The organism is Streptomyces sp. NPDC045846 (assembly GCF_056431605.1).
Genome location: NZ_JBWKKJ010000001.1, coordinates 90,271 through 113,962, shown reverse-complemented (window position 1 = coordinate 113,962; position 23,692 = coordinate 90,271). Strand labels below are relative to the sequence as shown.

The 23,692-nt window shown below is 72.4% G+C and carries 19 protein-coding genes; 11 read left to right on the top strand and 8 right to left on the bottom strand.

Features of this window, described 5'->3' with window-relative positions; all coding sequences use genetic code 11:
* Positions 1 to 47: 47 nt before the first annotated feature.
* The 10 genes from acnA to AC07F3_RS00440 are packed head-to-tail and all read left to right on the top strand — an operon-like array spanning position 48 to position 11,588.
* Entirely contained in the window at positions 48 to 2,720 is a 2,673-nt protein-coding gene (acnA, locus tag AC07F3_RS00485; protein WP_479108991.1) for an aconitate hydratase AcnA, read from the top strand.
* The gene (locus tag AC07F3_RS00480; RefSeq protein WP_479108989.1) at positions 2,717 to 3,292 is read left to right on the top strand and encodes an NADPH-dependent FMN reductase; all 576 of its coding nucleotides are present in this window, start codon (positions 2,717 to 2,719) and stop codon (positions 3,290 to 3,292) included. The genes acnA and AC07F3_RS00480 overlap by 4 nt, the downstream gene beginning before the upstream one ends.
* Positions 3,293 to 3,301: 9 nt before the next feature.
* The gene (locus tag AC07F3_RS00475; protein WP_479108987.1) at positions 3,302 to 4,135 is read left to right on the top strand and encodes an isocitrate lyase/phosphoenolpyruvate mutase family protein; all 834 of its coding nucleotides are present in this window, start codon (positions 3,302 to 3,304) and stop codon (positions 4,133 to 4,135) included.
* 32 nt (positions 4,136 to 4,167) lie between these two features.
* The gene (locus AC07F3_RS00470; protein WP_479108985.1) at positions 4,168 to 5,550 is read left to right on the top strand and encodes an LLM class flavin-dependent oxidoreductase; all 1,383 of its coding nucleotides are present in this window, start codon (positions 4,168 to 4,170) and stop codon (positions 5,548 to 5,550) included.
* Positions 5,551 to 5,556: 6 nt separating this feature from the next.
* On the top strand, positions 5,557 to 6,348 hold the full coding sequence (locus AC07F3_RS00465; protein ID WP_479108983.1) for a class I SAM-dependent methyltransferase: 792 nt from the start codon (positions 5,557 to 5,559) through the stop codon (positions 6,346 to 6,348).
* Entirely contained in the window at positions 6,341 to 6,829 is a 489-nt protein-coding gene (locus tag AC07F3_RS00460) for a GNAT family N-acetyltransferase (protein WP_479108982.1), read from the top strand. Before AC07F3_RS00465 ends, AC07F3_RS00460 begins: the two co-directional genes overlap by 8 nt.
* Complete coding sequence (locus tag AC07F3_RS00455) at positions 6,817 to 7,983, top strand: ATP-grasp domain-containing protein (protein WP_479108980.1); 1,167 nt, start codon at positions 6,817 to 6,819, stop codon at positions 7,981 to 7,983. The genes AC07F3_RS00460 and AC07F3_RS00455 overlap by 13 nt, the downstream gene beginning before the upstream one ends.
* A complete protein-coding gene (locus AC07F3_RS00450) occupies positions 7,976 to 9,136 on the top strand; it encodes an ATP-grasp domain-containing protein (protein ID WP_479108978.1) in 1,161 nt (386 codons plus the stop codon). Before AC07F3_RS00455 ends, AC07F3_RS00450 begins: the two co-directional genes overlap by 8 nt.
* Positions 9,137 to 9,189: 53 nt before the next feature.
* The gene (locus AC07F3_RS00445; protein WP_479108976.1) at positions 9,190 to 10,476 is read left to right on the top strand and encodes an MFS transporter; all 1,287 of its coding nucleotides are present in this window, start codon (positions 9,190 to 9,192) and stop codon (positions 10,474 to 10,476) included.
* 38 nt (positions 10,477 to 10,514) lie between these two features.
* Positions 10,515 to 11,588: a hypothetical protein gene (locus AC07F3_RS00440; RefSeq protein ID WP_479108974.1), complete on the top strand. Its 1,074-nt coding sequence runs from the start codon at positions 10,515 to 10,517 to the stop codon at positions 11,586 to 11,588.
* Between the two features lie 74 nt (positions 11,589 to 11,662).
* Here AC07F3_RS00440 and AC07F3_RS00435 read toward each other — a convergent pair whose 3' ends face one another.
* Positions 11,663 to 12,241, bottom strand: a complete 579-nt coding sequence (locus tag AC07F3_RS00435; RefSeq protein WP_479108972.1) for a helix-turn-helix transcriptional regulator — start codon at positions 12,239 to 12,241, stop codon at positions 11,663 to 11,665.
* 273 nt (positions 12,242 to 12,514) lie between these two features.
* On the opposite strand from AC07F3_RS00435, the gene AC07F3_RS00430 reads away from it, so the two are divergent.
* Complete coding sequence (locus tag AC07F3_RS00430) at positions 12,515 to 15,763, top strand: ATP-binding protein (protein ID WP_479108970.1); 3,249 nt, start codon at positions 12,515 to 12,517, stop codon at positions 15,761 to 15,763.
* On the opposite strand, the gene AC07F3_RS00425 is transcribed toward AC07F3_RS00430, so the two are convergent.
* The 7 genes from AC07F3_RS00425 to kdpF all read right to left on the bottom strand — a co-directional run bounded on the left by AC07F3_RS00425 (position 15,760) and on the right by kdpF (position 23,303).
* Positions 15,760 to 16,314 carry an NUDIX hydrolase gene (locus AC07F3_RS00425; protein WP_479108968.1) on the bottom strand — a complete coding sequence of 185 codons (555 nt, stop codon included), beginning with the start codon at positions 16,312 to 16,314 and terminating at the stop codon, positions 15,760 to 15,762. The two genes, AC07F3_RS00430 and AC07F3_RS00425, sit on opposite strands and share 4 nt — an antisense overlap.
* Entirely contained in the window at positions 16,314 to 17,675 is a 1,362-nt protein-coding gene (locus AC07F3_RS00420; protein WP_479108966.1) for a hypothetical protein, read from the bottom strand. The genes AC07F3_RS00425 and AC07F3_RS00420 overlap by 1 nt, the downstream gene beginning before the upstream one ends.
* Positions 17,676 to 17,944: 269 nt before the next feature.
* Complete coding sequence (locus tag AC07F3_RS00415) at positions 17,945 to 18,628, bottom strand: response regulator (RefSeq protein WP_479108964.1); 684 nt, start codon at positions 18,626 to 18,628, stop codon at positions 17,945 to 17,947.
* Between the two features lie 92 nt (positions 18,629 to 18,720).
* A complete protein-coding gene (locus AC07F3_RS00410) occupies positions 18,721 to 19,395 on the bottom strand; it encodes a potassium-transporting ATPase subunit C (protein ID WP_479108962.1) in 675 nt (224 codons plus the stop codon).
* Between the two features lie 22 nt (positions 19,396 to 19,417).
* Positions 19,418 to 21,544: a potassium-transporting ATPase subunit KdpB gene (gene kdpB / locus AC07F3_RS00405; protein ID WP_479108960.1), complete on the bottom strand. Its 2,127-nt coding sequence runs from the start codon at positions 21,542 to 21,544 to the stop codon at positions 19,418 to 19,420.
* Positions 21,541 to 23,205: a potassium-transporting ATPase subunit KdpA gene (gene kdpA / locus AC07F3_RS00400; protein ID WP_479108958.1), complete on the bottom strand. Its 1,665-nt coding sequence runs from the start codon at positions 23,203 to 23,205 to the stop codon at positions 21,541 to 21,543. The genes kdpB and kdpA overlap by 4 nt, the downstream gene beginning before the upstream one ends.
* Before the next feature lie 8 nt (positions 23,206 to 23,213).
* Positions 23,214 to 23,303: a K(+)-transporting ATPase subunit F gene (gene kdpF, locus AC07F3_RS00395; protein ID WP_063801986.1), complete on the bottom strand. Its 90-nt coding sequence runs from the start codon at positions 23,301 to 23,303 to the stop codon at positions 23,214 to 23,216.
* Positions 23,304 to 23,692 lie beyond the last annotated feature (389 nt).

The window sequence follows — 23,692 nt, the reverse complement described above, 5'->3', positions numbered from 1 at the left end:
CTCGGGCGCCGGGCCGGCGACCCCCGACGAAGCGAGAAGGGTCAACCATGCACGACATGCTGCGCTCCCTGCCCCGGGCGCGGGGAGCAGGCCGGTACGTGAGCCTGGCCGCAGCCGAGGAGAACGGCCTCACCGGTCTTCATGCCGCGCCCCGCAGCGTGCGCATCCTGGTGGAGAACGTCCTGCGGGCCGCCGTGAAGAGCCATGACGAGGCGGCTCTGGGGCGGGCGTTGGCCTCGTCCGCCGCGCTGATCTCCGCCTGCGCCGGTGCGGGCCCCGAAGAGGAGATCGCCTTCAGCCCCACCCGGCTGATCCTCCAGGACCACACCGGCGTCCCCGTCCTGTCCGACCTGGCGTCCCTGCGGTCGCTGCTCGCCGAGCGGGGTCTCGACCCTCGCCGCGCGCGGCCCGCGCTGCCGGTGGACATCGTCGTGGACCACTCGGTGGAGGTGAACGCGTGGGCCCGGCCCGGCGCGGTCGCCCTGAACATGTCCCGCGAGTACGAACTCAACCGCGAGCGCTACCGGTTCCTGCGCTGGGCACAGCGCGAGATGAGCGGGCTGCGGGTCGTGCCGCCCGGCCGGGGCATCGTGCACCAGATGAACCTGGAGCACCTGGCCCAGGTCGTGATGCCGGACCCGGACGGCCTGCTCGCCCCGGACTTCGTCCTCGGCACCGATTCGCACACCCCGATGGTCGGCGCCCTGGGCGTGCTCGGCTGGGGTGTCGGCGGCATCGAGGCGGAGACCGCGCTGCTCGGGCACTCGGTGTCCCTGCTGAGCCCGCCGGTGGTGGGCGTACGGCTCACCGGTGAACTGCCCGTCGGCAGCACCGCCACCGATCTGGCCCTCACCATGACGCGGTTCCTGCGCGACACCGGTGTGGTGGGGCACTTCGTGGAGTTCTTCGGCCCCGGAGTGCCCACGCTCTCCGTCCCGGACCGGGCGACGGTGTCCAACATGGCGCCGGAGTACGGCTGCACCGTGGCCTTCTTCCCGGTGGACGAGGCGACCCTCGACTATCTGCGGCTCACCGGCCGCCCCGAGCGTGACGTCGCCCTGGTGGAGGCGTACGCGAAGGAGCAGGGCCTGTTCGTGCCGCTGGGCAGTGCCGAGGAGCCCCGGTGCGCGCGGACCGTCGAGTTCGATCTGTCGTCGGTGGAGCCCAGTGTCTCGGGACCGCGCCGGCCGCAGGAGCGGTTGCCGCTGCCCGCGGTCGCGGACAGTTTCCCCGAGGGCGCCCGGTCGGGCGGCGGTCAAGGAGCGCTGGCGGACGGGGCAGTGGGCATCGCCGCGATCACCAGCTGCACCAACACGTCCAACCCCGAGTCGATGGTCATCGCCGGTCTCGTGGCGCGCAAGGCCGTCGAGCGCGGGCTGAGCGTGCCGCCCTGGGTCAAGACGACGCTGGCCCCGGGGTCCCGCGCGGTGCCGCGCTATCTGGAGGCCGCCGGGCTCCTGCCGTACCTGGAGAAGCTCGGCTTCGCGGTGGCGGGCTTCGGCTGCACCACGTGCATCGGCAACTCGGGCGGGCTCGCACCCGCCGCCGAGCAGGCCGTGCGGCGCGACGGCACCCGGCTCGCGGCGGTCCTCTCCGGCAACCGCAACTTCGAGGGCCGCATCCACCCCGACGTGGCGGCCGCCTACCTCGCCTCCCCGGCGCTCGTGGTGGCGTACGCCCTCGCCGGAACCGTACGGACCGACCTGAGCGGCCAACCGCTCGGCACCGGCGCGGACGGGCACGGCGTACGGCTCGCGGAGCTGTGGCCAACCCCGGCGGAGATCGCCGAGGCGGTCGCGCACGTGGCCCGCGAGCACTTCGTACGGGAGAAGGACGCGCTCTTCGAGGGCGGCGCCGAGTGGCAGGACCTGGATTTCCCCGAAGGGCCGGTGTACGACTGGCCGCGGGAGTCCACCTATCTGGTGCGCTCGCCGTTCTTCGACCCCGACGGGCGGACCGGCACCACCGATCTGCGCGGCGCTCGGGTCCTGGTGTTCGCCGGTGACTCGACCACCACCGACCACATCTCCCCCGCCGGAACCATCGCCGAGGACTCACCGGCCGGCCGCCATCTGGCCGGGGCCGGGATCGCCCGCGCCGACTACAACTCGTACGGCTGCCGGCGCGCCAACCACGAGGTGCTGGTGCGCGGGGCCTTCGCCAATCCGGGCTTTTGCAACAAGCTCACCCCGTCCCGGGGCGGCAGCCGCACGCTCCATGTGCCCAGCGGCGAGGAGATGAGCGTGTACGACGCGGCGTCCCGTTACGCCGCCGAGCGGACTCCGGTCGTCATCCTGGCGGGCCGCGACTACGGGTTCGGCAGTTCCCGCGACTGGGCGGCCAAGGGGCCCGCGCTGCTCGGCGTGCGGGCCGTGCTGGCCGAGAGCTTCGAGCGGATCCACCGGAGCAACCTGGTGGGCATGGGCATCGTCCCGCTCCAGTTCCCGCCCGGGCGGGGTCCGAAGGAGCTGGGTCTCACCGGCCGCGAGACCTTCGAGATCAGCGGTCTCGCGACGCTGCGGCCGCGCGGCGAGGTCACCGTGCGGGCGCTCGGCCCCGGGGGCCAACTGGTCGGCGCCTGGCGGATGGTGGCCCGCGTGGACACCGCCCGCGAGCTCGACTACGTACGGCGCGGCGGGTTCCTGCGCGCTGTGGCGGCCCCGCTGCTCGACCCCGCCCGTCCGCCGGCGGCCGAGACCGCGGGGCGGGGCGCGTCGTGAGGATCGTCGGGATCGGCGGATCGAACCGGCCCGGCTCCACCGCCGAGCGGGCGCTGCGGGTGGTCCTGGCCGAGGCCGAGCGGCAGGGCGCCGAGGTCCGGCTGTTCGCGGGCGCCGATCTGGTCATGCCCCTGTACGACCCCGGCGGCGCGCCGCTCTCGGGGCCGGCCCTGCGGCTGATCGAGGCGACGGCCGGGGCCGACGGAGTGGTGCTGGCCAGCCCGGCCTACCACGGCGGCATCTCCGGGCTCGTCAAGAACGCCCTCGACCACCTGGAGGAGCTGCGGGACGACGTCAGGCCGTATCTGAGCGGCCGGGCCGTCGGCTGTCTGGCCGTCGGGCAGGGCCACCAGGGCGCGGTCGTCACCCTCGGCGCGCTGCGCGCCGTGACGCACACGCTGCGCGGCTGGCCCACCCCGCTGGGCGTGGCGCTCAACAGCACGCAGACCGGCTTCACCCCGGCCGGGCGGTGCGACGACCCGCGCATCGAAGAACAACTCACGTGTGTCGCGGAGCAGGTGGTCGACTTCGCCCGCCGCTCCGCCAACCACCCTCTCGTACGCCATATCTGAGGAGCCATCATGAACAAGCGAGCCATGCTGCGCGAGGCGATCACCCGGGACGGAGAGCTGGCCCTCGCCGCGGGCGTGCACGACGGGCTGGGCGCGCGGATCGCGCAGAACAGCGGTTTCCAGGTGCTGTGGGCGAGCGGTCTGGGGATCTCCGCCTCGCACGCGGTGCCCGACGAGAGCATCCTGACGATGACCGAGTTCCTCAACGCGGCCCGCATGATGAACGACGCCACCGATCTGCCGGTGCTCGCGGACTGCGACACGGGCTTCGGCGACGCGCGCAACGTGGCGCGCATGGTCGACCAGTACGAGCGCGTCGGCATCGCGGGCGTCTGCATCGAGGACAAGGTCTTCCCCAAGCGGAACTCGCTCGGCGACGGCACCCAGCACCAGGAGACCATCGAGGGCTTCAGCAACAAGATCCGGGTGGCCAAGAAGGCCCAGCGCACCTCCGACTTCGTCGTCGTGGCGCGCATCGAGACGTTCATCGCCGGAGGCAGCAAGCAGGACGCGATCAGCCGGGCCGACGCCTACGTCGAGGCCGGCGCGGATGCGGTGCTCATCCACTCCAAGTCCCGTGACGGGCAGGAGATCCTGGACTTCGGGCGGAGCTGGCAGCGCACCGACGTACCGCTGATCGCGGTGCCGACGACCTACCCGGACGTGGACGCCGGGCAGCTGCGCGCCGCCGGGTTCTCGCTCGCCGTCTACGCCAACCAGGGTCTGCGCGCCTCGATCACGGCGATGCGGCAGAGCTTCGCGCACATCTCGGAGCACGGCTCGACCCGGGGCCTGGAGGACGGGATCGCGGAGCTGCGCGAGGTCTTCCAGCTGCAGGGCTGAACCCCTTCCGCACAGAAAGGAGATCGGCCCTCATGAGCGAGTCAGAGGACCGCGGGCTGGTGCTGGGCGCCTATCTGTCCTACGGGACGGGTCACCACGCCGCGGCCTGGCGGCACCCCGACGCCGTGGCGGACGGCGCGCAGAACATCGACCACTACGTCGACCTCGCCCGGACCGCAGAACGCGGCCTGTTCGACTTCATGTTCCTGTCGGACACGCCGTCCGTGTTCAACGACGACCGGGACGGCTACGGCAGCCGCGTGGTCGTCTTCGAGCCGATGACGCTGCTGTCCGCGCTCGCGATGAAGACCACCCATCTCGGGCTGGTCGCCACGGCCTCGACCACGTACAAGGAGCCGTACAACGTCGCCCGCGAGTTCGCCTCGCTGGATCTGCTCAGCGGCGGGCGCGCGGGCTGGAACATGGTGACCTCGTCCAAGAAGGACGCGGCCCACAACTTCGGCCTGGAGGAGCATCCGGAGCACGGGGACCGCTACCGCCGGGCCGCCGAGTTCTTTGACGTCGTCACCGGGTTGTGGGACAGCTGGGACGACGACGCCTTCCCCCGCGACAAGGAGCGGGGCGTCTTCTACGACCCGTCCCGTCGGCACGAACTCGGCCACCAGGGCGCGCACTTCGGGGTCCGGGGCGAGCTGAACGTGGCCCGCCCGCCGCAGGGCCACCCGCTGGTGGTGCAGGCGGGTTCGTCCGAGGACGGGAAGGAGCTGGCGGCGCGCACCGCGGAAGTGGTGTTCACCGCGCAGCCGGACAGGGAAGCGGCGCGGGCCTTCCGCCAGGATCTCCGGCGGCGGCTCGACCGGTACGACCGCGTGAATCAGGACATCCTGGTGATGCCGGGGCTGTGCCCGTTCATCGGTGCCACCGACGAGGAGGCGCGGGAGAAGTTCGAGCAGTTGCAGCGGCTCATCCATCCGGGGCTCGGCGTGGCCATGCTGTCCGACCTGGTGGGCGGATTCGACCTCTCCGGGTACGACGTCGACGGTCCGCTGCCCGCGCTTCCGCCCTCGAACGGCAACCAGAGCCGGCGCGGGCTCATCGAGAAGCTGGCCGCGGAGGGGCTCACCATCCGCGAACTGTACGAGCGCATGACGGTCGCCCGCGGGCATCTGGTGCTCGTCGGCTCCTACCGCCGGGTGGCCGAGACGATGGCGCGGTGGCTGCGGTCGGGCGCCGCCGACGGGTTCAACATCATGCCGCCCCAACTCCCGGGCGGACTGGCCGAATTCGTCGATCATGTCGTGCCCGAGCTACAGAAGCTTGGCGTATACAAGGATGGCTACCGGGAAGGCACCCTGCGCGACAAGCTCGGCCTGCGCCGTCCGCCCTCCCGGTACGCGCCCGCGGCCGGCGGCGCTCCGGGGCACGTCGGCCCATCGCACTACGGAAACAGGTGACCGCGCATGGAACCGCGCAAGCAGAAGTTCGACACCCTCGCCGACGACTACGACCGGCACCGGCCCCGCTATCCCGCCGCCCTGCTCAAGGAGCTCGCCGCGCCGCTCGCGGGGCGCCCCCGGCCGCACGTCGTCGACGCCGGGGCGGGCACCGGCATCGTCCTGGAGGGGCTCATCCCGGTCCTCGGTGCGGACGGCCGGTACGAGGCGGTCGATCTGTCGACCGACATGGTGGCCAGGGGCCGGGCCAAGTTCCCTTCGGTGAGCTGGTCGGTCGGACCGGCCGAACCGTTTCTGGAGCAGGCGCGGGACGTCGATCTGATCGTCGCCGCCCAGTCCTTCCAGTGGATGGACCGGCCGCGCTTCCTGCGCGCGGCGCTGGGCTGCCTGAACCCGGGCGGCCAGCTCGCCATCATCCAGAACAACCGTGATTTCGCGGCGAGTTCGTTCCTGGACGCCTACGAATCGCTCCTTGAGGAGCTGAGCCCCGGCTACAGCCGGCACTACCGGGCCTTCGACTTCGCCGCCGAACTGCGCGAGGTCTTCGCCCCCGGCGGCGGCACCGTCGAGGCCAGGACCGCCGACTGGACGACGACGATGGCCGCGGACGACTTCGTCGGCATGGCGAAGTCCTCCACCCAAGTGCAGCGCGGCATCGAGGCCCACGGCGAGGCGCTGCTCGACCGGCTGCGGGACCTCATCGACCGCCATGCCGAGCGTGACGGCACGCTTCGGATGCCGTACCACAGCGAACTCTTCACGGCCCGCACCGCGCCGGCCGCCGAGAGCGATGGATGACCCGGTCCCGGCGGCCGTGCGGGGCGTAGCGGTGGCCGGTGCCGTCGAGGCGGACGTCGCCGGGATCCTCGCGGTGCTGGCCGCCGCCTACGCCCCCTACGCGGGAGAGTTCCGGCCGACCGCGCTCGGCCGTACGGCCGAGTCCGTGCGCCGCGAGCTCTCCCACTGGCTGGTCGCCCGCCTCGACGGGCGGCCCGTCGGCTGTGTGCTGCAGTACCCCGAGGACGGCTCCTACACCCTGTGCTTCCTCGCGACCGAGCCCCGGCTGTGCGGCCGCGGCATCGGTTCGGCGCTGGTCGACGCGGTGGTGGGCCGGGCCGCGGCGGCCGGCCGCCGCGAGATCCGCATCGCGCTGCGCACATCCCTGGCGGCCAACACCGCCTTCTTCACCCGGCGGGGCTTTCGGCGCGTGGCGCCGTTCCGCCCCGGCACGCACGACCTGTACGAGCTGAAGCTGGAGGCACCACCATGGGCACCGTGATCGTCCTGGGCCACCGGAAGGGCATCGCCGACGCGGTCGCCCGCCGCGGCCTCGAAGTCTTCCACGTGGAACGGAAGATGAAGGAGGCGCTCGCCGGGACCCGGTTCGCGCTGGTCGACGACCTGGAGGATGCCCAGGAGGTGCTCCGGACGGTCCTCGGCGCCGGCCTCACCGATGTCGTCGGTGTCGTCACCGGGCACGAGCAGGGTGTGTTCACCGCGGCCCTGCTCCGCGACCACCTGGGGCTCGCGGGCGACCGCGACTGGGCGCGCACCCTGCGGTTCCGGGACAAGTACCTCCAGAAGGCCGCGCTGCCCCCGGACGTGCCGCGGGCCCGGTGCGTGTACCTCGGCCCGGGCGCCACCTACGGCGAGGCGGCCGCCGAACTCGGCACGCCCTTCGTCGTCAAGCCCGCCAACGGGGCCGGGTCCATAGGCGCGGCGCCCGTCGCCTCGGAGCGGGAGTTCGCCCGGCACCTGGGCTCGCGCGGCGCGGCCGACGCGGCCTGGGTCGCGGAGTCCTTCGTGGGCGGCCGGGAGTTCAACATCGACGGCGTCTGGTCCCGGGGACGGCTGCGGTGGTGCGCCGTCTCCCGGTTCCACGAGCGCCCGATGCACACCAACTCCGGTGCCGTACTGGCCTCGCAGGTGCTCTCGCGGAAGGAGAACGGCCCCTTTCTCGACCGCGCGGCGGCCATGGCGGAGCGCGCGCTCGGCGGCCTCGGCGCCCCTGACTGCGTCTTCCACCTGGAGGCGTTCGAGGACGGCGACGACCTCGTCTTCGGCGAGTGCGGCGCCCGTACCCCCGGCGCCCACCACACCGAGATCGTGCAGCTGACCCACGGCGTCGACCTCTACGACCTCACGGTGGGCCTGGCCCTCGGGGAGGACCCGGACGAGCTGCTCGCGCCGCGCGACCCCGAGGCGTACTTCGCCTACATCTACCTGCGGCGGTTCGAGGGGGTGGAGCTGACCCGGGCGGACTTCGAGAAGCACTTCACGTTCCACGAACTCAGCTACCCGGACCATCCGGGAGGGGCCGGGACCGGTTCGTACGGCCGGGCCGGGCACGCTCTGGTGTCCGCCCCCGACAACGCCCGGCTGGGCGAACTCGTCGGCAGGATCGTCGCGTTCAACGAGTCCGGCCGTGTCTGACGCCCGCGCCCTCGTCCTCAGCACCGGCAAGCCCCTCTTCGACGCGGCCCGCGCCCCCTTCGCCACCGAGGTCGAGTACCTGGACCTCCACGCGGGCGGGGCCCCGGGCGGCGGGCTCACCGTGCCGTCCTTCGACCACGAGCGCGAGACGCTCGACACCGTCGACCGGCTCATGGCGCGGCGCCCCTTCCGGCACGTCCTCGCCACCTCGGAGAGCAACCTCGCGTTCGCCGCTTTTCTGCGCAGCCGGTACGGGCTGCCCGGCCTGGGCTTCGATGCGGCCCTGACGGTCACCAACAAGTGGCGCATGAAGCAGTGGATCACGCCGTTCCTGCCCACGGCCCGCTGCTGGCTCTCCGGCGACTTCGCCACGGCCGCGCCCGCCGACCTGCCGCAGGAGGTGGTGGTGAAACCGCTCTCCGGCTCCTCCAGCAAGGGGGTGCGCCGGATACCGGCCGGGCAGGCGCGGAAGCTCGCCGCCGCCGGTGACGAGCTCTTCCTCGTCGAGGAGGCCGTCGACGCGGACGCCGAGCTGCACGTGGACGGAGTGGTCCGCGGCGGTGGACTGCGCGCCGCGTTCGCGTCGGCCTACGACCGGCCGGTGCTGAGCGCCGCCGGTACGACCCGGGCGAGCCTGCATCTGCCGCCGTACGATCCCCGGCGCGGGCCCGCGCTCCGGGCTGCCGAACGCGCCGTGGCCGCCCTCGGCCTCGCCGACTTCGTCTTCCATCTGGAGCTGTTCCAGGTCGGCGACCGGCTCCTGTTCAACGAGATCGCCCTGCGCCCGGCCGGTGGCGGGGTCGCCGAGTCGCTGCGGACCTTCCACGGCGTCGACCTCTGGGGCGAGTTCGTGCGGATCCAGCTGGGCAGGCCGCCGGGGGCGGGCCCCTCGGACCGCGGCGGCCCGGAGGGTTTCAGCGGCGTGATCGGGGTGGCGGCGCCCGCCCCGGGCAGCGGCCTCCGCGTTCCCGCGGACTCCGAGTTGCTGGCGGTGCCCGGCATCGTACGGATCTCGCCCGGCAGTTCCCGGGCCGAATCGGAGGCGGGCCTGGGCAGTTCGTGCGCCTTCTCGCGGCTCGCGTTCTTCTCGTGTCCCGACGAGGCGGCCGTGCGCGCCGCCCTCGCCGGCATCGGCCGGCTCTCCGGCGGCTGACCCACCCGCGCCGCCGTCCACCTCACCGGTGCCTCACGACAGGTCGTTCCCCCATGCCGTTCGCCAAGCCGCCCTCGCGCCGGCTCGCGCCGCCCCCGCCCGCGCCGGAGCAGCGCTCGTCCCGCCTGTTCTTCACCCTGTTCTTCACGCTGTCGTCGTTCGCCGAGGGCGGGCAGGCGGTCGTCCTGCTCTGGCTCACCTACGCGTTGACGAGCAGTGCCCTGCTCATCGGCCTGATGGTGGTGCTCGGCTACCTCCCCGCGGCCCTGCTCGGTCTGCTGTTCAAGAGGTTCGCGGACCGGGGCCGGGCGGGGCGGGTGGCCCGCCGCACCAACACGACGCTGTCCGTGGTGTCGCTCCTCCTCGCGATCCAGCACTTCTCCTCGGGCGGGCGTACGGCCCTGTCCATCACCGTCATCGCCCTGAGCCAAGTGGTGCTGTCCATCGCGAAGATGTTCAACAAGGCGGCCCTGAACCGGCTGATCCGGGGCGCGTTCGAGCGGGAGGAGGCGGGGCGGCTGCTCGCGGTGTCCCAGTCGGCTTCGTTGACCGGGCAGGTCTTCGGCGCGGGTCTTGCCGGTGTGGCGCTCGCCCAGGGCTGGATCACGGCGGGGCTGGTCTGCGCGGCCCTGGCGTACGCCGCGAGCGCGGGCTCGCTGGCTCTCGGCACCCGGGGGTACGCCGACCGGGCGGAGCCCGGCCCGGGCCCGAAGGGGGGCCCGGCGGACGGCGGGGAGCGTACGAAGGGCGGGCGGGCGTCGGTCCGCATCCGGTGGAGCTCCGCCCTGATCGGGGTGCTCGTCTTCTCGGTGCCCAGCAGCGGCGCGCTGCAGTTCCTCAACACTGTCCTGGTGCCGCTCGCGAGTGCCGTGGCCCCTGAACGGCCTTCGTACTACGCGCTGTTGAACATCGTGACGATCGCGGGCGGCTTCCTCGCCGGTGTCCTGCTGTCGACGGGCGCGGTCTCGTCCCGGCGGGTGCTCGGCTGGGCGCTGCCGGTGACGGTCGTGCTGGCGCTGGCCCTGGCGCTGGTCGATGCCGCGTATCTGGTGGCGGTGGTCGCCTTCGGTCTCTCGCTGGCCGTCACCTGTCACGTGATCTGCATGCAGGTGCTGACGAACCAGGTGCCGGCGGACCACGAGGTGGGGCAGTTCGCGGTGGTCCGCAATGTGGTGGCGTCGCTGGCCAAGGCGGCGTTCTCGTTCGCCGCGGGAACGCTGGTCGGGGTCTACGGCGTGACCACGGCCTTTGTCGTGCTGGCCTGCTGCACGGCGCTGTTCGCCGTCGGGTGGCTGGTGATGCGGCCTGAATGGGACGCGCCGGGCGTCCCGCCGCGCTGAGTCGCTCCTCGACGCGGTCTCGGAAAGGAGACGGAGACATGGTGCTCGACGCGGGAGAGAGCCGCGGGGCGTTCGTCGCGTGGCTGAGGTCGGCGCGCGACGCGCTCGTGGCCGACGACGGCGAGCGGGGGCGTGCGCTGCGGGCGCTCGGTCTGGACGACGCGGGCCTGGACGCGTTCGCCGCCGCGCGACGCGTCGTGGTGAGCCTCCCGCACGCCAGCCCGAACGTCTTCTTCCCCCGGGTCGGCGTCTCTTGGTACGTGCGCCACCTTCAGCGCGCCGATCCGTCGGCCTTCCATCTGCGGGTCGCGCTGACCCATGTGAACTTCTCGGACCTCGGGTGGCGGCCCTATGCGTGGTGGTTCCTCGACCGGCACGGCGCGCTGGCCCGCGAGACGCTGTTCACCCGGAACAAGAAGGCCAAGCACGTGGTCGTCGCCGGGCAGGGGCCTATGTCCGAGGTGCCCTCGCGTGCGGTCGGCGCGGACCTGGAGGCGGCCCGCCTCGCCCTGCACGGAGCCGATCGCGCGCTCTCGCACCTGCTGCTGATGTCGGCCGTGGAGCGTGCGGCCGGACTCACCGTGCCCGGCCGCACGCTGTACCTGCCGCTGGACCTGCTCGTCGCGTTCTTCCGCGACGGCCTCGCGGGGGCGGAGCCCGCCGCGAGGGGGACGAGTGTCACGGGAGTCGGGTCCGAGGTCTCCGGCGATTGGCCCGCCGCGCTGTTCGGGCTGCGGACGCGGGCCAGGAGGCTCGACGGCACAGGCCGGCTGGTGGACTGCGACACCCCGGGCGAGGCGTTCGTCCTCGACAACTCCTCGAACATCGCGCTGCTTTCGCTGCTCGGCTGTGCGGGAGTGGTGGGCGGCGCGAAGATGGCGGGCTACTGGGGGGAGATCGAGGAGCGCGTGGAGCGGGCGGGCCGGCTCAGCGGGGTGCCGGTGCCGCTGCCCGAGTTGCTGCGGCTGCCCGACGGTGTCGCGTACGAGGAGTTCGTACGCCCCTCGCCGGGCCTCGCGGCGGAGCTGGCCGCCGCGGGCATCGGTTACGCGCAGGGGATGGCGGTGGCCGAGCACGGCCCGTTCGCCGAGGAGGCGGACCCCTTCCGGTGACGCGGCGGACGCAGACCGCGCCAGGTCCGGATGTCACGGGGGCGCGTCCCGTCCGGTGACCCGGCGGGCGAGGGTCAGTTCCAGCCATAGGCCATGGCCGCCTTGACCAGCTCCGCCTTGTTGCCCAGGGCCAGTTTGGCCCGGACGCGTTTGACGTAGGTGTCCACGGTGTGGCGGCTGATGCCCATGCGCCGGGCCGCCTGATCGTGCGTCAGACCGTCGGCGAGCAGGCGCAGCACCTGCCGCTCCCGGGCCGAGAGCGCCCCCGCCTCCTTTGCCGCCCCGGCCGACCGGGGCGGCAGCCGCGCGTTCCGTGCCGCGAGGTGCACGGCAGTGGCCAGGACCACCGGATCCGTGCGCTCGGGCAAACAGAGGGCCACCCCGGGCCAGGGCTGCTCGGCGGCCGCGGCGCAGAGCAGTACCACGCAGGAGGCTCTGCCCGCCGCGGCCTCGATGCCGGCCGGGTGGGGCCGCCCGGGCGGCCGGTCGAGGACGAGCACGTCCAGACGGTCGGGCAGCACCAGGGGAGCGCCCGGCAGGGCGACCGCCGCCGCACTCAGCATGTGCACCCGTACGTCCGGGAACGCGGACAGCGCGTGCCCGACCGCCCAGGCGATCAGCGGGTGTTCGTGGACCACACCGATGTCGTACATCGCGACCCTCCGGGGTGTTCGAGTGGGCACATCCTGCAACACCCCCCTTGCGGCGCCCTGTTCGGATCACGTGGGCTTCTTGCGTCCCCCTTACCGCCCCCTTGCCGCGAGGTTGCCGTCCCCTTGCCGTCCGCTTGCCGCCGGGTGACGGAATCCCGCCGCGCGATCTTGGAGCGGTCCGGTCGGCATGCCAAGATCACGAACGGAGGGTCCAGGCATTCGTCGGTCCGCCGCCTCCGGCGCGACCGCAAGCGCGAGAACGGTGGGGATCACATGTACACACCTCGGACGCCGGGCCCGCCGCCGCAATCGGAACGGGACCCGGCGTCCGGGCTGCTGCTGCGGGTCATGGGCCCCATGTCGGTGCGGCACGCGGACGTGGACCTGCCGCTGGGCCCGCCGCTGCGCCGGGCGCTGCTGGCCCTGCTGCTCATACGCCTGGGCCGGGTCGTGCCCACCGAGCAGCTCATCGAGGAGCTGTGGCGGCACGAGCCACCGCGGCGGCCCGTCGCCGCGTTGCAGAGCCACGTCTCCCATCTTCGGCGCGCCCTCGATCCGGTGGGCGGCCCGGGCGCCCCGTCGGCGCTGCGGCATCTCGCACCCGGCTATCTCCTCCAGCTCTCCCCCGAACAGGTCGACGTCTGCCGCTTCGAGCAACTCGTGGCTTCCGGGCGGCAGTTACTGGACCGGCGCGACCACCTCTCCGCGCGGGCCCGGCTCAGCGAGGCACTGGAGCTGTGGCAGGGCCATCCGTACGGCGAGTTCGGCGCCCATCCGCGGCTCATCGACGAGGGCGCCCGCCTCGAACAGCTCCGGCTCACCGCGCTGGAGTCGTGCGCCGAAGCGGGCCTCGCCCTCGGGGCCGCCGACGAGGTGGCGGCCGGCCTCGGCCAGGAAGCGGGCCTGCACCCGGCGCGCGAACGCCTGGTCGGCCATCTGATGACCGCGCTCTCCCGCCTCGGGCGGCAGGCCGAGGCGCTGGAACTGTACGAGCGCACTCGCAGCCATCTGGCCGAGGAGTTCGGCGTGGACACCGCCCCCGGACTCCAGCGCGTCCGGGACGCCATCCTGCGCCAGGAGCCCGGGCACGGGCTGCTCCCGGACGAGCCGGAGACGGTCGAGCTCACGGCCGGGCCGACACCCGACTGCCCGGACCCCGAGGTCCCCTCCCCCTTCACCGGCCGGGACCAGGAGCTGCACCGGCTGGTGGGCGCGGCGGCCGGCGCGCTCACCGGCCACGGTCACGTGGCGTGCGTCCTCGGCCCGGCCGGTGTCGGCAAGACGCGGCTCCTGCTGGAGCTCGCCCCCCGCCTGGAGGCCGGCCCCGGCGACCTGGAAGTGGTGTGGAGCCACTGCTTCCAGGGCGAGGGGGTCCCGCCCTACTGGCTGTGGACCCAGGTGCTGCGCCGGCTCGCGGCCACCCGGCCGGAGGAGTTCCGCGCCGCGACCGAGCCCTTCGGCACGCTCCTGGCCCCGCTGATGCCGGAGCGGTCGCGGCGCACCTGTGACGGGCAGGGCTCCGAAGTCGACTGGGCCCAGGCCCGGTTCCTCTCCCACGACGCGGTCTGCGAGGTGCTGCTCACCCTGGCCGCGCAACGTCCGCTCGTGCTGCTCCTGGAGGACCTGCACTGGGCCGACACCGCATCCCTCGAACTGCTGCGGCTGCTCGCCATCCGCCGCCAGGGCAATCCGCTCAGCGTCGTGCTGACCGCCCGCGGCTTCGAGGTCGAGTCCGACGCCGCCGTCCGCCGCACCCTCGCCGAGACGCTACGCGGCCCGCGGACGGAGACGCTCCGGCTCGGCGGCCTCTCCCGGAACTCGGTCGCGGCCCTGGTCCGGGCGCAGGCCGGGCCGGGAGTGCCCGGTGAGGTGGTCGAGGCGCTGCACCAGCGCAGCCGCGGCAACCCGTACTTCGTCATGCAGCTCCTCTCCCTGCTCGGCGACGTCCGGCACCTGCACGACCGGGGCGCCGCGGACATGCTCCTGGCCCGCATCCCGACGGGCGTACGGGAGGCGCTGCGCCAGCGCTTCGCCGCGCTGGAGGAGCCGGTCCTGCGGGTGCTGCGGCTGTGCGCCGTCATCGGCAGCGAGGTCGACACGGATCTGCTGCACCTCACCGCCGTCGAGGACGAACCGGTGGCCACCGCCCTGGAGTCGGCGCTCCGCGCCGAGCTGCTCGACGAGGACCCGCACCGCCCGGGCCGACTCCACTTCGCCCACGCGCTCGTGCAGGAGACCCTCCTCGACGAACTCCCGCACGAGGAGCGCTGCCGCCTGCACGCGCGCGTCGCGGCGGGGCTGTGTGCGCGGGGGCACCGGCGGCGGGAGGAAGAGGAGATCGAACGGGTCGCCCACCACAGCTGGCGCGCCGAGGACGCCCTGCCTCCCGGCGAGGTCCTCCCCCGGCTGCTGCGCGCCGCCGACCAGGCCGAACAGAGCCTCGCGTACGAGCAGGTGGAGAGCTGGCTGCGGCGCGCCGTGCGCCTGATCGGCCTGCTGCCGCCGGGCGACGACGCGGCCCCCGCCCTGGAGCAGCGGCTGCACATCCAGCTCGGCCAGGTCCTGGCCATCACCCGCGGCTACGGCGACGCCGAGGCCGAGGCGCTGCTCGGCCAGGGCCGCGCGCTCAGCGCCGTCACCCGGACCCCCGAGGACCCGTCGGTGCTGTGGGCGCTGTGCGCGGGCCTCCTGGTCACCGGGCGCTACGACGACTCCCGCCGGTTCTCCGCGCTGCTGCGCACGCTCGCCGACCGCACCGGACACCCCGTCGCCCAACTGGGCGCGGCCTACGGCGAGGGCATCGTCCTGCACATCCGCGGCCGGCTCCCCGAAGCGCTCGCCGAACTGGAGGGCGCCGTCGAGACGGCTGACCGCTTCGCCCGCGAGGGCCACGCGCTGGCCCGTACGTTCCAGCACGACCCGCGCGTCTCCTGTCGTTCCTACGACGCCTTCACGCACTGGCTGCTCGGCGACCGGGCCGCCGCGACCGAACGCCGCCGTCAGCTGCTCCAGTTGACGGCGTACGAGAGCAGGCCGTCGGACCGCGCCTTCGCCCTCTATGTGGACGCGGTCCTGGCGGCCTGGGAGGACGACGTCGACACGGCGCTGCACTCGGGCGCGGAGGGGGCGCGCCTCGCGGGCGAACACGGGCTGCTGTACTGGAAGGCGATGCTGAACCTCCCCGAGGGCTGGGCGCTCGCGCACTCCCGTCGCGAAGCCGAGGGCATCACGCTGATGCAGTCCGCCCTGGCCGAGCTGCGTCCTTCCCGGACCCACCTCCGCCTGCCCCTCCACCTGGGGCTCCTGGGCCAGGCCCAGCACCGCGCGGGCCGCCAGGAGGACGCGCGCGCCACCCTGCGCAAGATGCTCGCGGTCGTCGAACACCGCCAGGAACACACCTACCTCGACCCGGCCCTGCCCCCGACCCGCCTGCTCCACTCGCTGCTGGGGAAGGCCGCGGCGGAACGCGTCCTCGGGGCGGGCCGGGGCGCCGAGCCCTGCCGGTCGGACGCCCCCGGCTAACTCCGGAGCGCGTGGGACGCCCCGAGCGCGGCCAGCGTGAAGCCGTCCCGCAGCTCCCCCGCGCGGACCGCCCGCGCGATCTCCCGGGGGCTCCACCACCGCGCGGCGGCGACCTCCCCGTCCCCGGCCGGGCCCGGGCGCAAGGGGGCGTCGCCCCGCACCGCGACCTCGACGACGGCGACCTCGCTCTCCAGCGAGCCGGAGTCGACGTCCAGGTACGCCACCGCGGCCGCCGCCGAGCCCACCAGGCCCGCCTCTTCCACCAGTTCGCGCAGCGCGTCCGAGACGGGGTCGGTCTCCCCGAAACCGCGCGGGAGCTCCCAGGCCCAGCGGCCGATCGTGGGGCGCCACTGGCGGACCAGCAGCACGTCGTCCCCGCGCCGGGCCAGCACCACGACCCCGGTGCGCCCGCCGCCGACGCGGATGCGGTGACGGACGGTCTCGGTGCCGGAGGGCAGCCGGTAGGTGTCCAGGTAGACCTCGCACCATCGGCCGCCGTCGGCGTCCGTGTAGGCCTTGCGGGTGTGCGTGCGGGGTGCCTCGGTGTCCATCAGGAGCTCCTTCCCAGTACCCCGGGAAGCTCTATCACGTCGTACCGGCCCCGGAAGTCGGTCAGGCGGGTCACCCCGGCCGCCACGGCCGCGACGACCACCGGGGCGAGCGCCCCGCCCGCGCCGGCGGCGAAGACTCCCGGCATCCCCTCGCCGAGCAGGCTGGTCGCCAGGCTCATCCCGCCGCCCGCGACCATCTGGGCGGTGGCCCCGCGCGCGCCCTGGGTGAACCGCTGGAGCCGGGTCACCGAGGCCTCATCCCCGCCGTCGGCCGGGGGCTCCTTCGTCCGGTCGGCGAGCAGGTCGCCCACCTCCTGCAGGGCGGCGAGGTCGCGTCGGTGCCACCAACCGGCCAGCGCGTCGGCCGCGTCGTCCGTGTAGCGCTGCCATTGCGCACCGGTCATCAGGCCCAGCCGCAGTTCGAACCGGGTCGGGTAGCGGACGACCGGTGTCCGCTCCACGAGCGCCGCCGCCTCGCGGCGCCGGATGCCGCGGCGCGGCGAGGCCAGCCCCAGCATGCAGCCCTCGCTCACCGCGATGGCCCGGTAGTACGTCTCGTCGAAGGACTCGCGCAGGATCCGCGCGTCGGCCCGGTCCGCGGGGTCGTCCGAGCGCAGGAGCGGGTCGAGGCTCTCGTACAGGCGGCTCCGGCTGGGCAGGCCGTTCACGTCGAGGTGTCCACCGGTCCAGGCGGCGAGCGCCGCCCGGCCCCCTTCACCGGCCATCTCGTCGGGGCGCGGCAGAGGACGCAGCGCGTAGGCGGTCGGGTAGTCGGCCGGTGCCAGCGGGCTGACCTCCAGCAGGCCGCGCTCGGCGGCGTCCAGCCAGTCCCGCCAGCGGGCGACCGTGCGCCGCCGCACCGCGGTGTCGAGGACCCCCGTGGCCGTCAGCAACCGGTCCGCCACGGCGGCCGGTCCCTCGGCCGCGAGGGCTTCGGCAGCGGCGCCGGCGTCCGCGCGGGCGGCCAACTCCCGCTGGAGGCACAGGCATTGGCCGTCGGAGACGGGGAGCGAGGAGAAGAGGAATCCGGTCGAGAGCATCGCCGTCAGCTGGCCGGCCAGGTCCGCGTTCCGGGAGTTCACCCGGATCGGCAGGACCGCGCCTCCGCCGATCGCGCGGATCGCCAGCTCGTCGAGGAGTTCGGCGGGCCGCAGCACCGCGAAGGCGGCTCCGTCGAGGAGTTGGGGATACGTCAGGAACAGGGAGCCGCCCTGGATGACCTCCCAGCGCAGCCGCCCGAGGAGCTCCGCCCGCCCGAGCGCGGTCGGCCTCTCCACGGGCGCGTCGCCCCCGGGTGCCCAGGCACTCAGCCTGGCCCGCTGCCGCACGCTGTCCCACCCCGTACTGAGGACCGCTGTCATGTGCCAGCCCCTTCCTGTGCCGCGCCCGCCGCCCTGGAGGAGACCTCGGGCACACGTCCGGTACCGGCGTGCCCCGCGGATCGAACGCGACCGGTCGCGTGACGCGACACGGAGGCGGACACACGGGCGGCGCCTCGGACCCGACGTCCCCGAGCCGAACAGTGGCGTCCCCGCTGCCAGACGTCAAGGACGCCAAGGGAGTTGAGGACGGCGCCCCCCGGTCGCGGGGTCGGCAGGGTGCGGGGAGGTCCGCGTACCGCGCCCGGCCGTCACACCTCGAAGCGGTACCCCATGCCCGGGGATGTGATCAGGTACCGGGGGTGCGCGGGGTCCGTCTCGAGTTTGCGCCGCAGCTGGGCCATGTACACCCGGAGGTAGTTGCTCTGCGTGCGGTAGCTGGGGCCCCACACCTCCTGCAACAGCTGGCGCTGGCTCACCAGTCGGCCGCGGTTGCGGATCAGGACTTCCAGGAGGTGCCACTCGGTCGGGGTGAGCCGCACGTCGTGTCCGGCGCGTCGCGCCTTCTTGGCGAGGAGGTCGAGCGTGAAGGCCTGGGTGGTGACGACTCCCCCGTCCGCGCTCTTCGCGGCCGGTTCGGCCCTGCGGGTCGCGACCCGCAGCCGGGCCAGGAGCTCGTCCATGCTGAACGGCTTGGTGATGTAGTCGTCGGCGCCGGCGTCCAGCGCCTCGACTTTCTCGTCGGAGGTGTTGCGCGCGGAGACCACCAGGATCGGCGCGCGGCACCAGCTCCGCAGCCGCCGCATCACCTCGATGCCGTCCATGTCGGGCAGGCCGAGATCGAGCAGGACCGCGTCCGGGGGCCGTACGGCGGCGAGTTGGAGGGCGCTGGCGCCGTCCGCCGCCGAATCCACCTCGTACGCGCGCGCCTTCAGGTTGATCTCAAGAGCCCGTACGAGCTGTGGTTCGTCCTCGACCACCAGCACCCGGGTCATCGGCGTGCCGCCTTTCTGTCGTGCGCGGGCCGCGGGAGCCGGGGCCCGGTGGTCTTCCGGACCCGCGGCTCCCGCCCGCCGTCGTAAGTGGCTCACTTCTGCGTGAGTTCCTTGAGTGCGATGTTCAGCTTGAGGACGTTGACGCCGGGTTCGCCCATGAAGCCGAGGATCCGGCCGCTGGTGTTGTCGGTGACGAGCTTCTCGACCTGCTTGACGTCGAGGTGGTTGCGCTCGGCGACGCGGTTCACCTGGAGCTTGGCGTACGCCGGTGAGATCTGCGGGTCGAGGCCGGAGCCGGAGGAGGTGACCGCGTCGGCGGGCACGTCGGCCGGGTCCACCGGGTGGCCGGGCGTCGAGTTGTCCTTGACGACCGCGTCCTTGGCGTCCTTGACCTGCTTGATCAGCTTCTCGTTGTCACCGGAGAGGTTGGTCGCGCCCGACACCAGCAGGTTGTACTGGGTGTTGACGCTGTTCGCGGCGAGCCCGTTGGAGGGGCGCGGCTGGAACCACTTCAGGTCCGGCTGCGCGGCCTCGTCGGCGTTGTTCGGGTCCTTCTTCGGGAGGTTGTAGGTCTGCCCGATGAGCGAGGAGCCGACGACCTTGCCGTCCGCCTTGATCTCGGACCCGTTGGCCTTGCCCGGGAAGGCGAGCTGGGCGATTCCGGTGACGACGAGCGGGTAGATCACGCCGCAGACCACGGTCAGGACGAGCAGCGCGCGCAGTCCGGCGCCGAGCAACCGGGCGGTGTTTCCAACAGAGTTGTTCATCGTGGGTCAGCACTCTTTCATTTCAACGCAGCCCGGGGATGAGGGAGATGAGCAGGTCGATGATCTTGATGCCGACGAACGGGGCGATCAGACCGCCGAGGCCGTAGATCCCCAGGTTGCGGCGGAGCATCTTGTCGGCGCTGGTCGGCTTGTACTGCACGCCCTTCAGGGCCAGCGGTACGAGGGCGATGATGATGAGCGCGTTGAAGATGACCGCGGACAGGATCGCGGACTGGGGGCTGTGCAGGCTCATGATGTTGAGCTTGTCGAGGCCCGGGTAGACCACGGCGAACATCGCCGGGATGATCGCGAAGTACTTCGCGACGTCGTTGGCGATCGAGAACGTCGTCAACGCGCCCCGGGTGATGAGGAGTTGCTTGCCGATCTCGACGATCTCGATCAGTTTGGTCGGGTTGGAGTCGAGGTCGACCATGTTGCCGGCCTCCTTCGCGGCCGACGTACCCGTGTTCATCGCCACGCCGACGTCGGCCTGGGCGAGGGCCGGGGCGTCGTTGGTGCCGTCACCGGTCATCGCGACCAGCTTGCCGCCCGCCTGCTCCCGCTTGATCAGCGCCATCTTGTCCTCGGGCGTGGCCTCCGCGAGGAAGTCGTCGACGCCCGCTTCCTCGGCGATGGCCTTCGCGGTCAGCGGGTTGTCACCCGTGATCATGACCGTCTTGATGCCCATCCGGCGCAGTTCGTCGAACCGCTCCCTCATGCCCTCCTTGACGACGTCCTTGAGGTGGATGACACCCAGGACCCGCGCGCCGTCCGCGTCTTCCACAGCCACCAGCAGCGGCGTGCCACCAGCCTGGGAAATCCGGTCGGTGAGCGCCTGGGCGTCCTCTGCGACACTGCCGCCCTGCTCCTTGACCCAGGCGACCACCGAACCGGCCGCACCCTTGCGGACCTTGCGTCCGTCCACGTCCACGCCCGACATGCGGGTCTGGGCGGTGAACGCGATCCACTCGGCTCCCACGAGTTCGCCCTGGTGACGCTCGCGAAGCCCGTACTTCTCCTTCGCGAGGACCACGATCGAGCGGCCCTCGGGCGTCTCGTCCGCGAGGGAGGAGAGCTGGGCGGCGTCGGCGACCTCGGCCTCCGTGGTGCCGCGGACCGGCACGAACTCGGACGCCTGGCGGTTGCCCAGGGTGATGGTGCCGGTCTTGTCGAGCAGCAGCGTGGAAACGTCACCGGCGGCCTCGACCGCCCGGCCGGACATGGCCAGGACGTTGCGCTGGACCAGGCGGTCCATGCCCGCGATGCCGATCGCGGACAGCAGCGCGCCGATCGTGGTCGGGATCAGGCAGACCAGGAGCGCGGCAAGCACGATCATGGACTGCTCGGCCTTCGCGTACATCGCGAAGGGCTGCAACGTCACCACGGCCAACAGGAAGACGATCGTGAGGGACGCCAACAGGATGTTGAGGGCGATCTCGTTGGGGGTCTTCTGACGGGCCGCGCCCTCGACCAGGTTGATCATCCGGTCGATGAACGTCTCGCCCGGCTTCGTCGTGATCTTGATGACGACGCGATCGGACAGCACCTTCGTACCACCGGTCACCGCGCTGCGGTCACCGCCCGACTCGCGGATGACGGGGGCCGATTCACCGGTGATCGCGGACTCGTCGACGGATGCGACACCCTCGACGACGTCTCCGTCGCCGGGGATGATGTCGCCCGCCTCGCAGACGACCAGGTCACCGACGCGCAGCTCCGTACCCGGGACCTGCTCCTCGGCGCTCCCGTTCAGGCGGCGGGCGACGGTGTCGGTCTTGGCCTTGCGCAGGGTGTCCGCCTGCGCCTTGCCGCGTCCTTCGGCGACGGCCTCCGCCAGGTTGGCGAAGATCGTGGTCAGCCAGAGCCACGCGGCGATCGCCCAGCCGAACCACTCCCCGGGGTTCTTGACCGCCAGGATCGTGGTGAGCACGGAGCCGATCTCCACCACGAACATGACCGGGGACTTGACCATGACGCGCGGGTCGAGCTTTTTGACCGCGTCCGGGAAGGACTTGACCAGCGCCTTCGGGTCGAACATGCCGCCCCCGACCTTGCCCTGGTCCTTGTGCCCGCCGGGGACGTCGCTGTGGGGCGCGCGCGTGGGTGTTGCGGTGGACATCTCGTCCTCGTGCTTCAGATTGGTGGTCATGACGCCAGCCCCTCCGCGAGCGGGCCGAGAGCCAGCGCCGGGAAGTAGGTCAGTCCCGCGACGATCATCACGGTCCCGACCAGCAGGCCGGTGAACAGCGGCTTGTTGGTGCGCAGCGTGCCCGCCGTCTCCGGGATGGGCTGCTGCTCCGCGAGCGAGCCCGCCAGGGCCAGCACGAACACCATGGGGATGAACCGGCCGAGCAGCATGGCCAGGCCGAGACTGGTGTTGAACCAGGGGGTGTTGGCGTTGAGGCCCGCGAAGGCGGAGCCGTTGTTGTTGGCGGCCGAGGTGTAGGCGTACAGCACCTCGGAGAAGCCGTGGGCGCCCGAGTTCGTCATCGACGTCAGCGTGGACGGCATGGCCATCGCGATGGCCGTGAAGATCAGGACGAGGGCGGGGGTGACCAGGATGTAGCAGGCCGCGAACTTGATCTCGCGGGTGCCGATCTTCTTGCCCAGGTACTCCGGTGTACGTCCCACCATCAGGCCCGCGATGAACACCGCGATGATCGCCATGATCAGCATGCCGTACAGACCGGAGCCGGTGCCGCCCGGCGCGATCTCGCCGAGCTGCATGCCCAGCATGGTGAGGCCGCCGCCGAAGCCGGTGAACGAGGAGTGGAAGGCGTCCACCGCGCCGGTGGAGGTGAGGGTGGTGGCGACCGCGAAGATCGACGATCCGCCGACCCCGAACCGGTTCTCCTTGCCCTCCATGGCACCGCCCGCGAGGTCGAACGCGGGGCCGCCGTGGTGGAACTCGGTCCACATCATCAGGGCGGTGAAGCCGACCCAGATCACCACCATCGTCGCCAGGATCGCGTAGCCCTGCCGGACCGAGCCGACCATGCGGCCGAAGGTGCGGGTCAGCGCGAACGGGATGACCAGGATCAGGAAGACCTCGAAGAGGTTGGTGAACCCGTTGGGGTTCTCGAAGGGGTGGGCCGAGTTGGCGTTGAAGTAACCGCCGCCGTTGGTGCCCAGCTCCTTGATCGCCTCCTGCGAGGCGACCGCGCCGCCGTTCCACTGCTGCGAGCCGCCCATGAACTGGCCGACCTCGTGGATGCCGGAGAAGTTCTGGATCGCGCCACAGGCGACCAGGACGAGCGCGCCGATCACCGAGATGGGCAGCAGAATGCGGACGGTGCCGCGCACCAGGTCCGCCCAGAAGTTGCCCAGTTCACCGGTGCGGGAGCGGGCGAAGCCCCGCACGAGAGCGACGGCGACGGCGATGCCGACGGCGGCGGACACGAAGTTCTGCACCGCCAGGCCGCCCGTCTGCACGACGTGGCCCATCGCCTGCTCACCCGAGTACGACTGCCAGTTCGTGTTCGCCACGAACGACGCCGCCGTGTTGAACGCCTGGTCCGCGGGGATCGAGACGAACCCGAGCGAGCCGGGCAGCGAACCCTGGAGGCGCTGCATCAGGTAGAGGAAGAGGACGCTCACCGCGGAGAAGGCGAGGACGCCGCGCAGATAGGCGGGCCAGCGCATCTCGGCGGAGGGGTTGGCGCCGATGGCCCGGTAGATCCACTTCTCGACACGCAGATGCCTGTCGGCGGAGTAGACCCGGGCCATGTAGTCGCCGAGCGGACGGTATGCCAGGCCCAGGGCCACCGCGAGCGCGAGGAACTGGAGCACACCAGCGAGAACAGGAGACATGGCGGGGCTCAGAACCTCTCCGGATACACAAGGGCGAGGACGAGGTAACCCAGCAGGGCGACGGCCACGATCAGGCCGACGATGTTCTCGGCAGTCACAGCTTCGCCACCCCCTTGGCGATGAGCGCCACCAGCGCGAAGACCGCGACCGTGGTGACGACGAAGGCCAGGTCGGCCATCGTGGACTCCTCAGAGAGGCTCGAAAAGAACGGACTCCCTGAGCAAACCTCCTCACCAGCCGCTTTCGGCCTCCGTTGACGCCCCTCTGACGGCCCGCGGCACGTCCTTGACGGCTCTCATACGCCGATGCCCCCGCAGGCGGGGCCGCGGGGGCATCGAGGCGGTTCGGCCGTGTTGTCGCGTCGTTGACGCGGGGATGGGCCGGCGCTGCCGGGGAGCCGTGAAAACCCGCCTCACGCGGATCAACTCGTGGTCGTCCGGGGCGCGTTGACGGATTCGGAGGGGTGGTACGGAGCCGAGGGCGGCCG

Excerpts from the sequence above, each read along its gene's own strand:
- acnA (WP_479108991.1), top strand. The coding sequence starts at position 48 with ATGCACGACATGCTGCGCTCCCTGCCCCGGGCGCGGGGAGCAGGCCGG.
- AC07F3_RS00475 (WP_479108987.1), top strand. The coding sequence starts at position 3,302 with ATGAACAAGCGAGCCATGCTGCGCGAGGCGATCACCCGGGACGGAGAG.
- AC07F3_RS00470 (WP_479108985.1), top strand. The coding sequence starts at position 4,168 with ATGAGCGAGTCAGAGGACCGCGGGCTGGTGCTGGGCGCCTATCTGTCC.
- AC07F3_RS00465 (WP_479108983.1), top strand. The coding sequence starts at position 5,557 with ATGGAACCGCGCAAGCAGAAGTTCGACACCCTCGCCGACGACTACGAC.
- AC07F3_RS00460 (WP_479108982.1), top strand. The coding sequence starts at position 6,341 with ATGGATGACCCGGTCCCGGCGGCCGTGCGGGGCGTAGCGGTGGCCGGT.
- AC07F3_RS00455 (WP_479108980.1), top strand. The coding sequence starts at position 6,817 with ATGGGCACCGTGATCGTCCTGGGCCACCGGAAGGGCATCGCCGACGCG.
- AC07F3_RS00445 (WP_479108976.1), top strand. The coding sequence starts at position 9,190 with ATGCCGTTCGCCAAGCCGCCCTCGCGCCGGCTCGCGCCGCCCCCGCCC.
- AC07F3_RS00440 (WP_479108974.1), top strand. The coding sequence starts at position 10,515 with ATGGTGCTCGACGCGGGAGAGAGCCGCGGGGCGTTCGTCGCGTGGCTG.
- AC07F3_RS00435 (WP_479108972.1), bottom strand. The coding sequence starts at position 12,241 with ATGTACGACATCGGTGTGGTCCACGAACACCCGCTGATCGCCTGGGCG.
- AC07F3_RS00430 (WP_479108970.1), top strand. The coding sequence starts at position 12,515 with ATGTACACACCTCGGACGCCGGGCCCGCCGCCGCAATCGGAACGGGAC.
- AC07F3_RS00425 (WP_479108968.1), bottom strand. The coding sequence starts at position 16,314 with ATGGACACCGAGGCACCCCGCACGCACACCCGCAAGGCCTACACGGAC.
- AC07F3_RS00420 (WP_479108966.1), bottom strand. The coding sequence starts at position 17,675 with ATGACAGCGGTCCTCAGTACGGGGTGGGACAGCGTGCGGCAGCGGGCC.
- AC07F3_RS00415 (WP_479108964.1), bottom strand. The coding sequence starts at position 18,628 with ATGACCCGGGTGCTGGTGGTCGAGGACGAACCACAGCTCGTACGGGCT.
- AC07F3_RS00410 (WP_479108962.1), bottom strand. The coding sequence starts at position 19,395 with ATGAACAACTCTGTTGGAAACACCGCCCGGTTGCTCGGCGCCGGACTG.
- kdpB (WP_479108960.1), bottom strand. The coding sequence starts at position 21,544 with ATGACCACCAATCTGAAGCACGAGGACGAGATGTCCACCGCAACACCC.
- kdpA (WP_479108958.1), bottom strand. The coding sequence starts at position 23,205 with ATGTCTCCTGTTCTCGCTGGTGTGCTCCAGTTCCTCGCGCTCGCGGTG.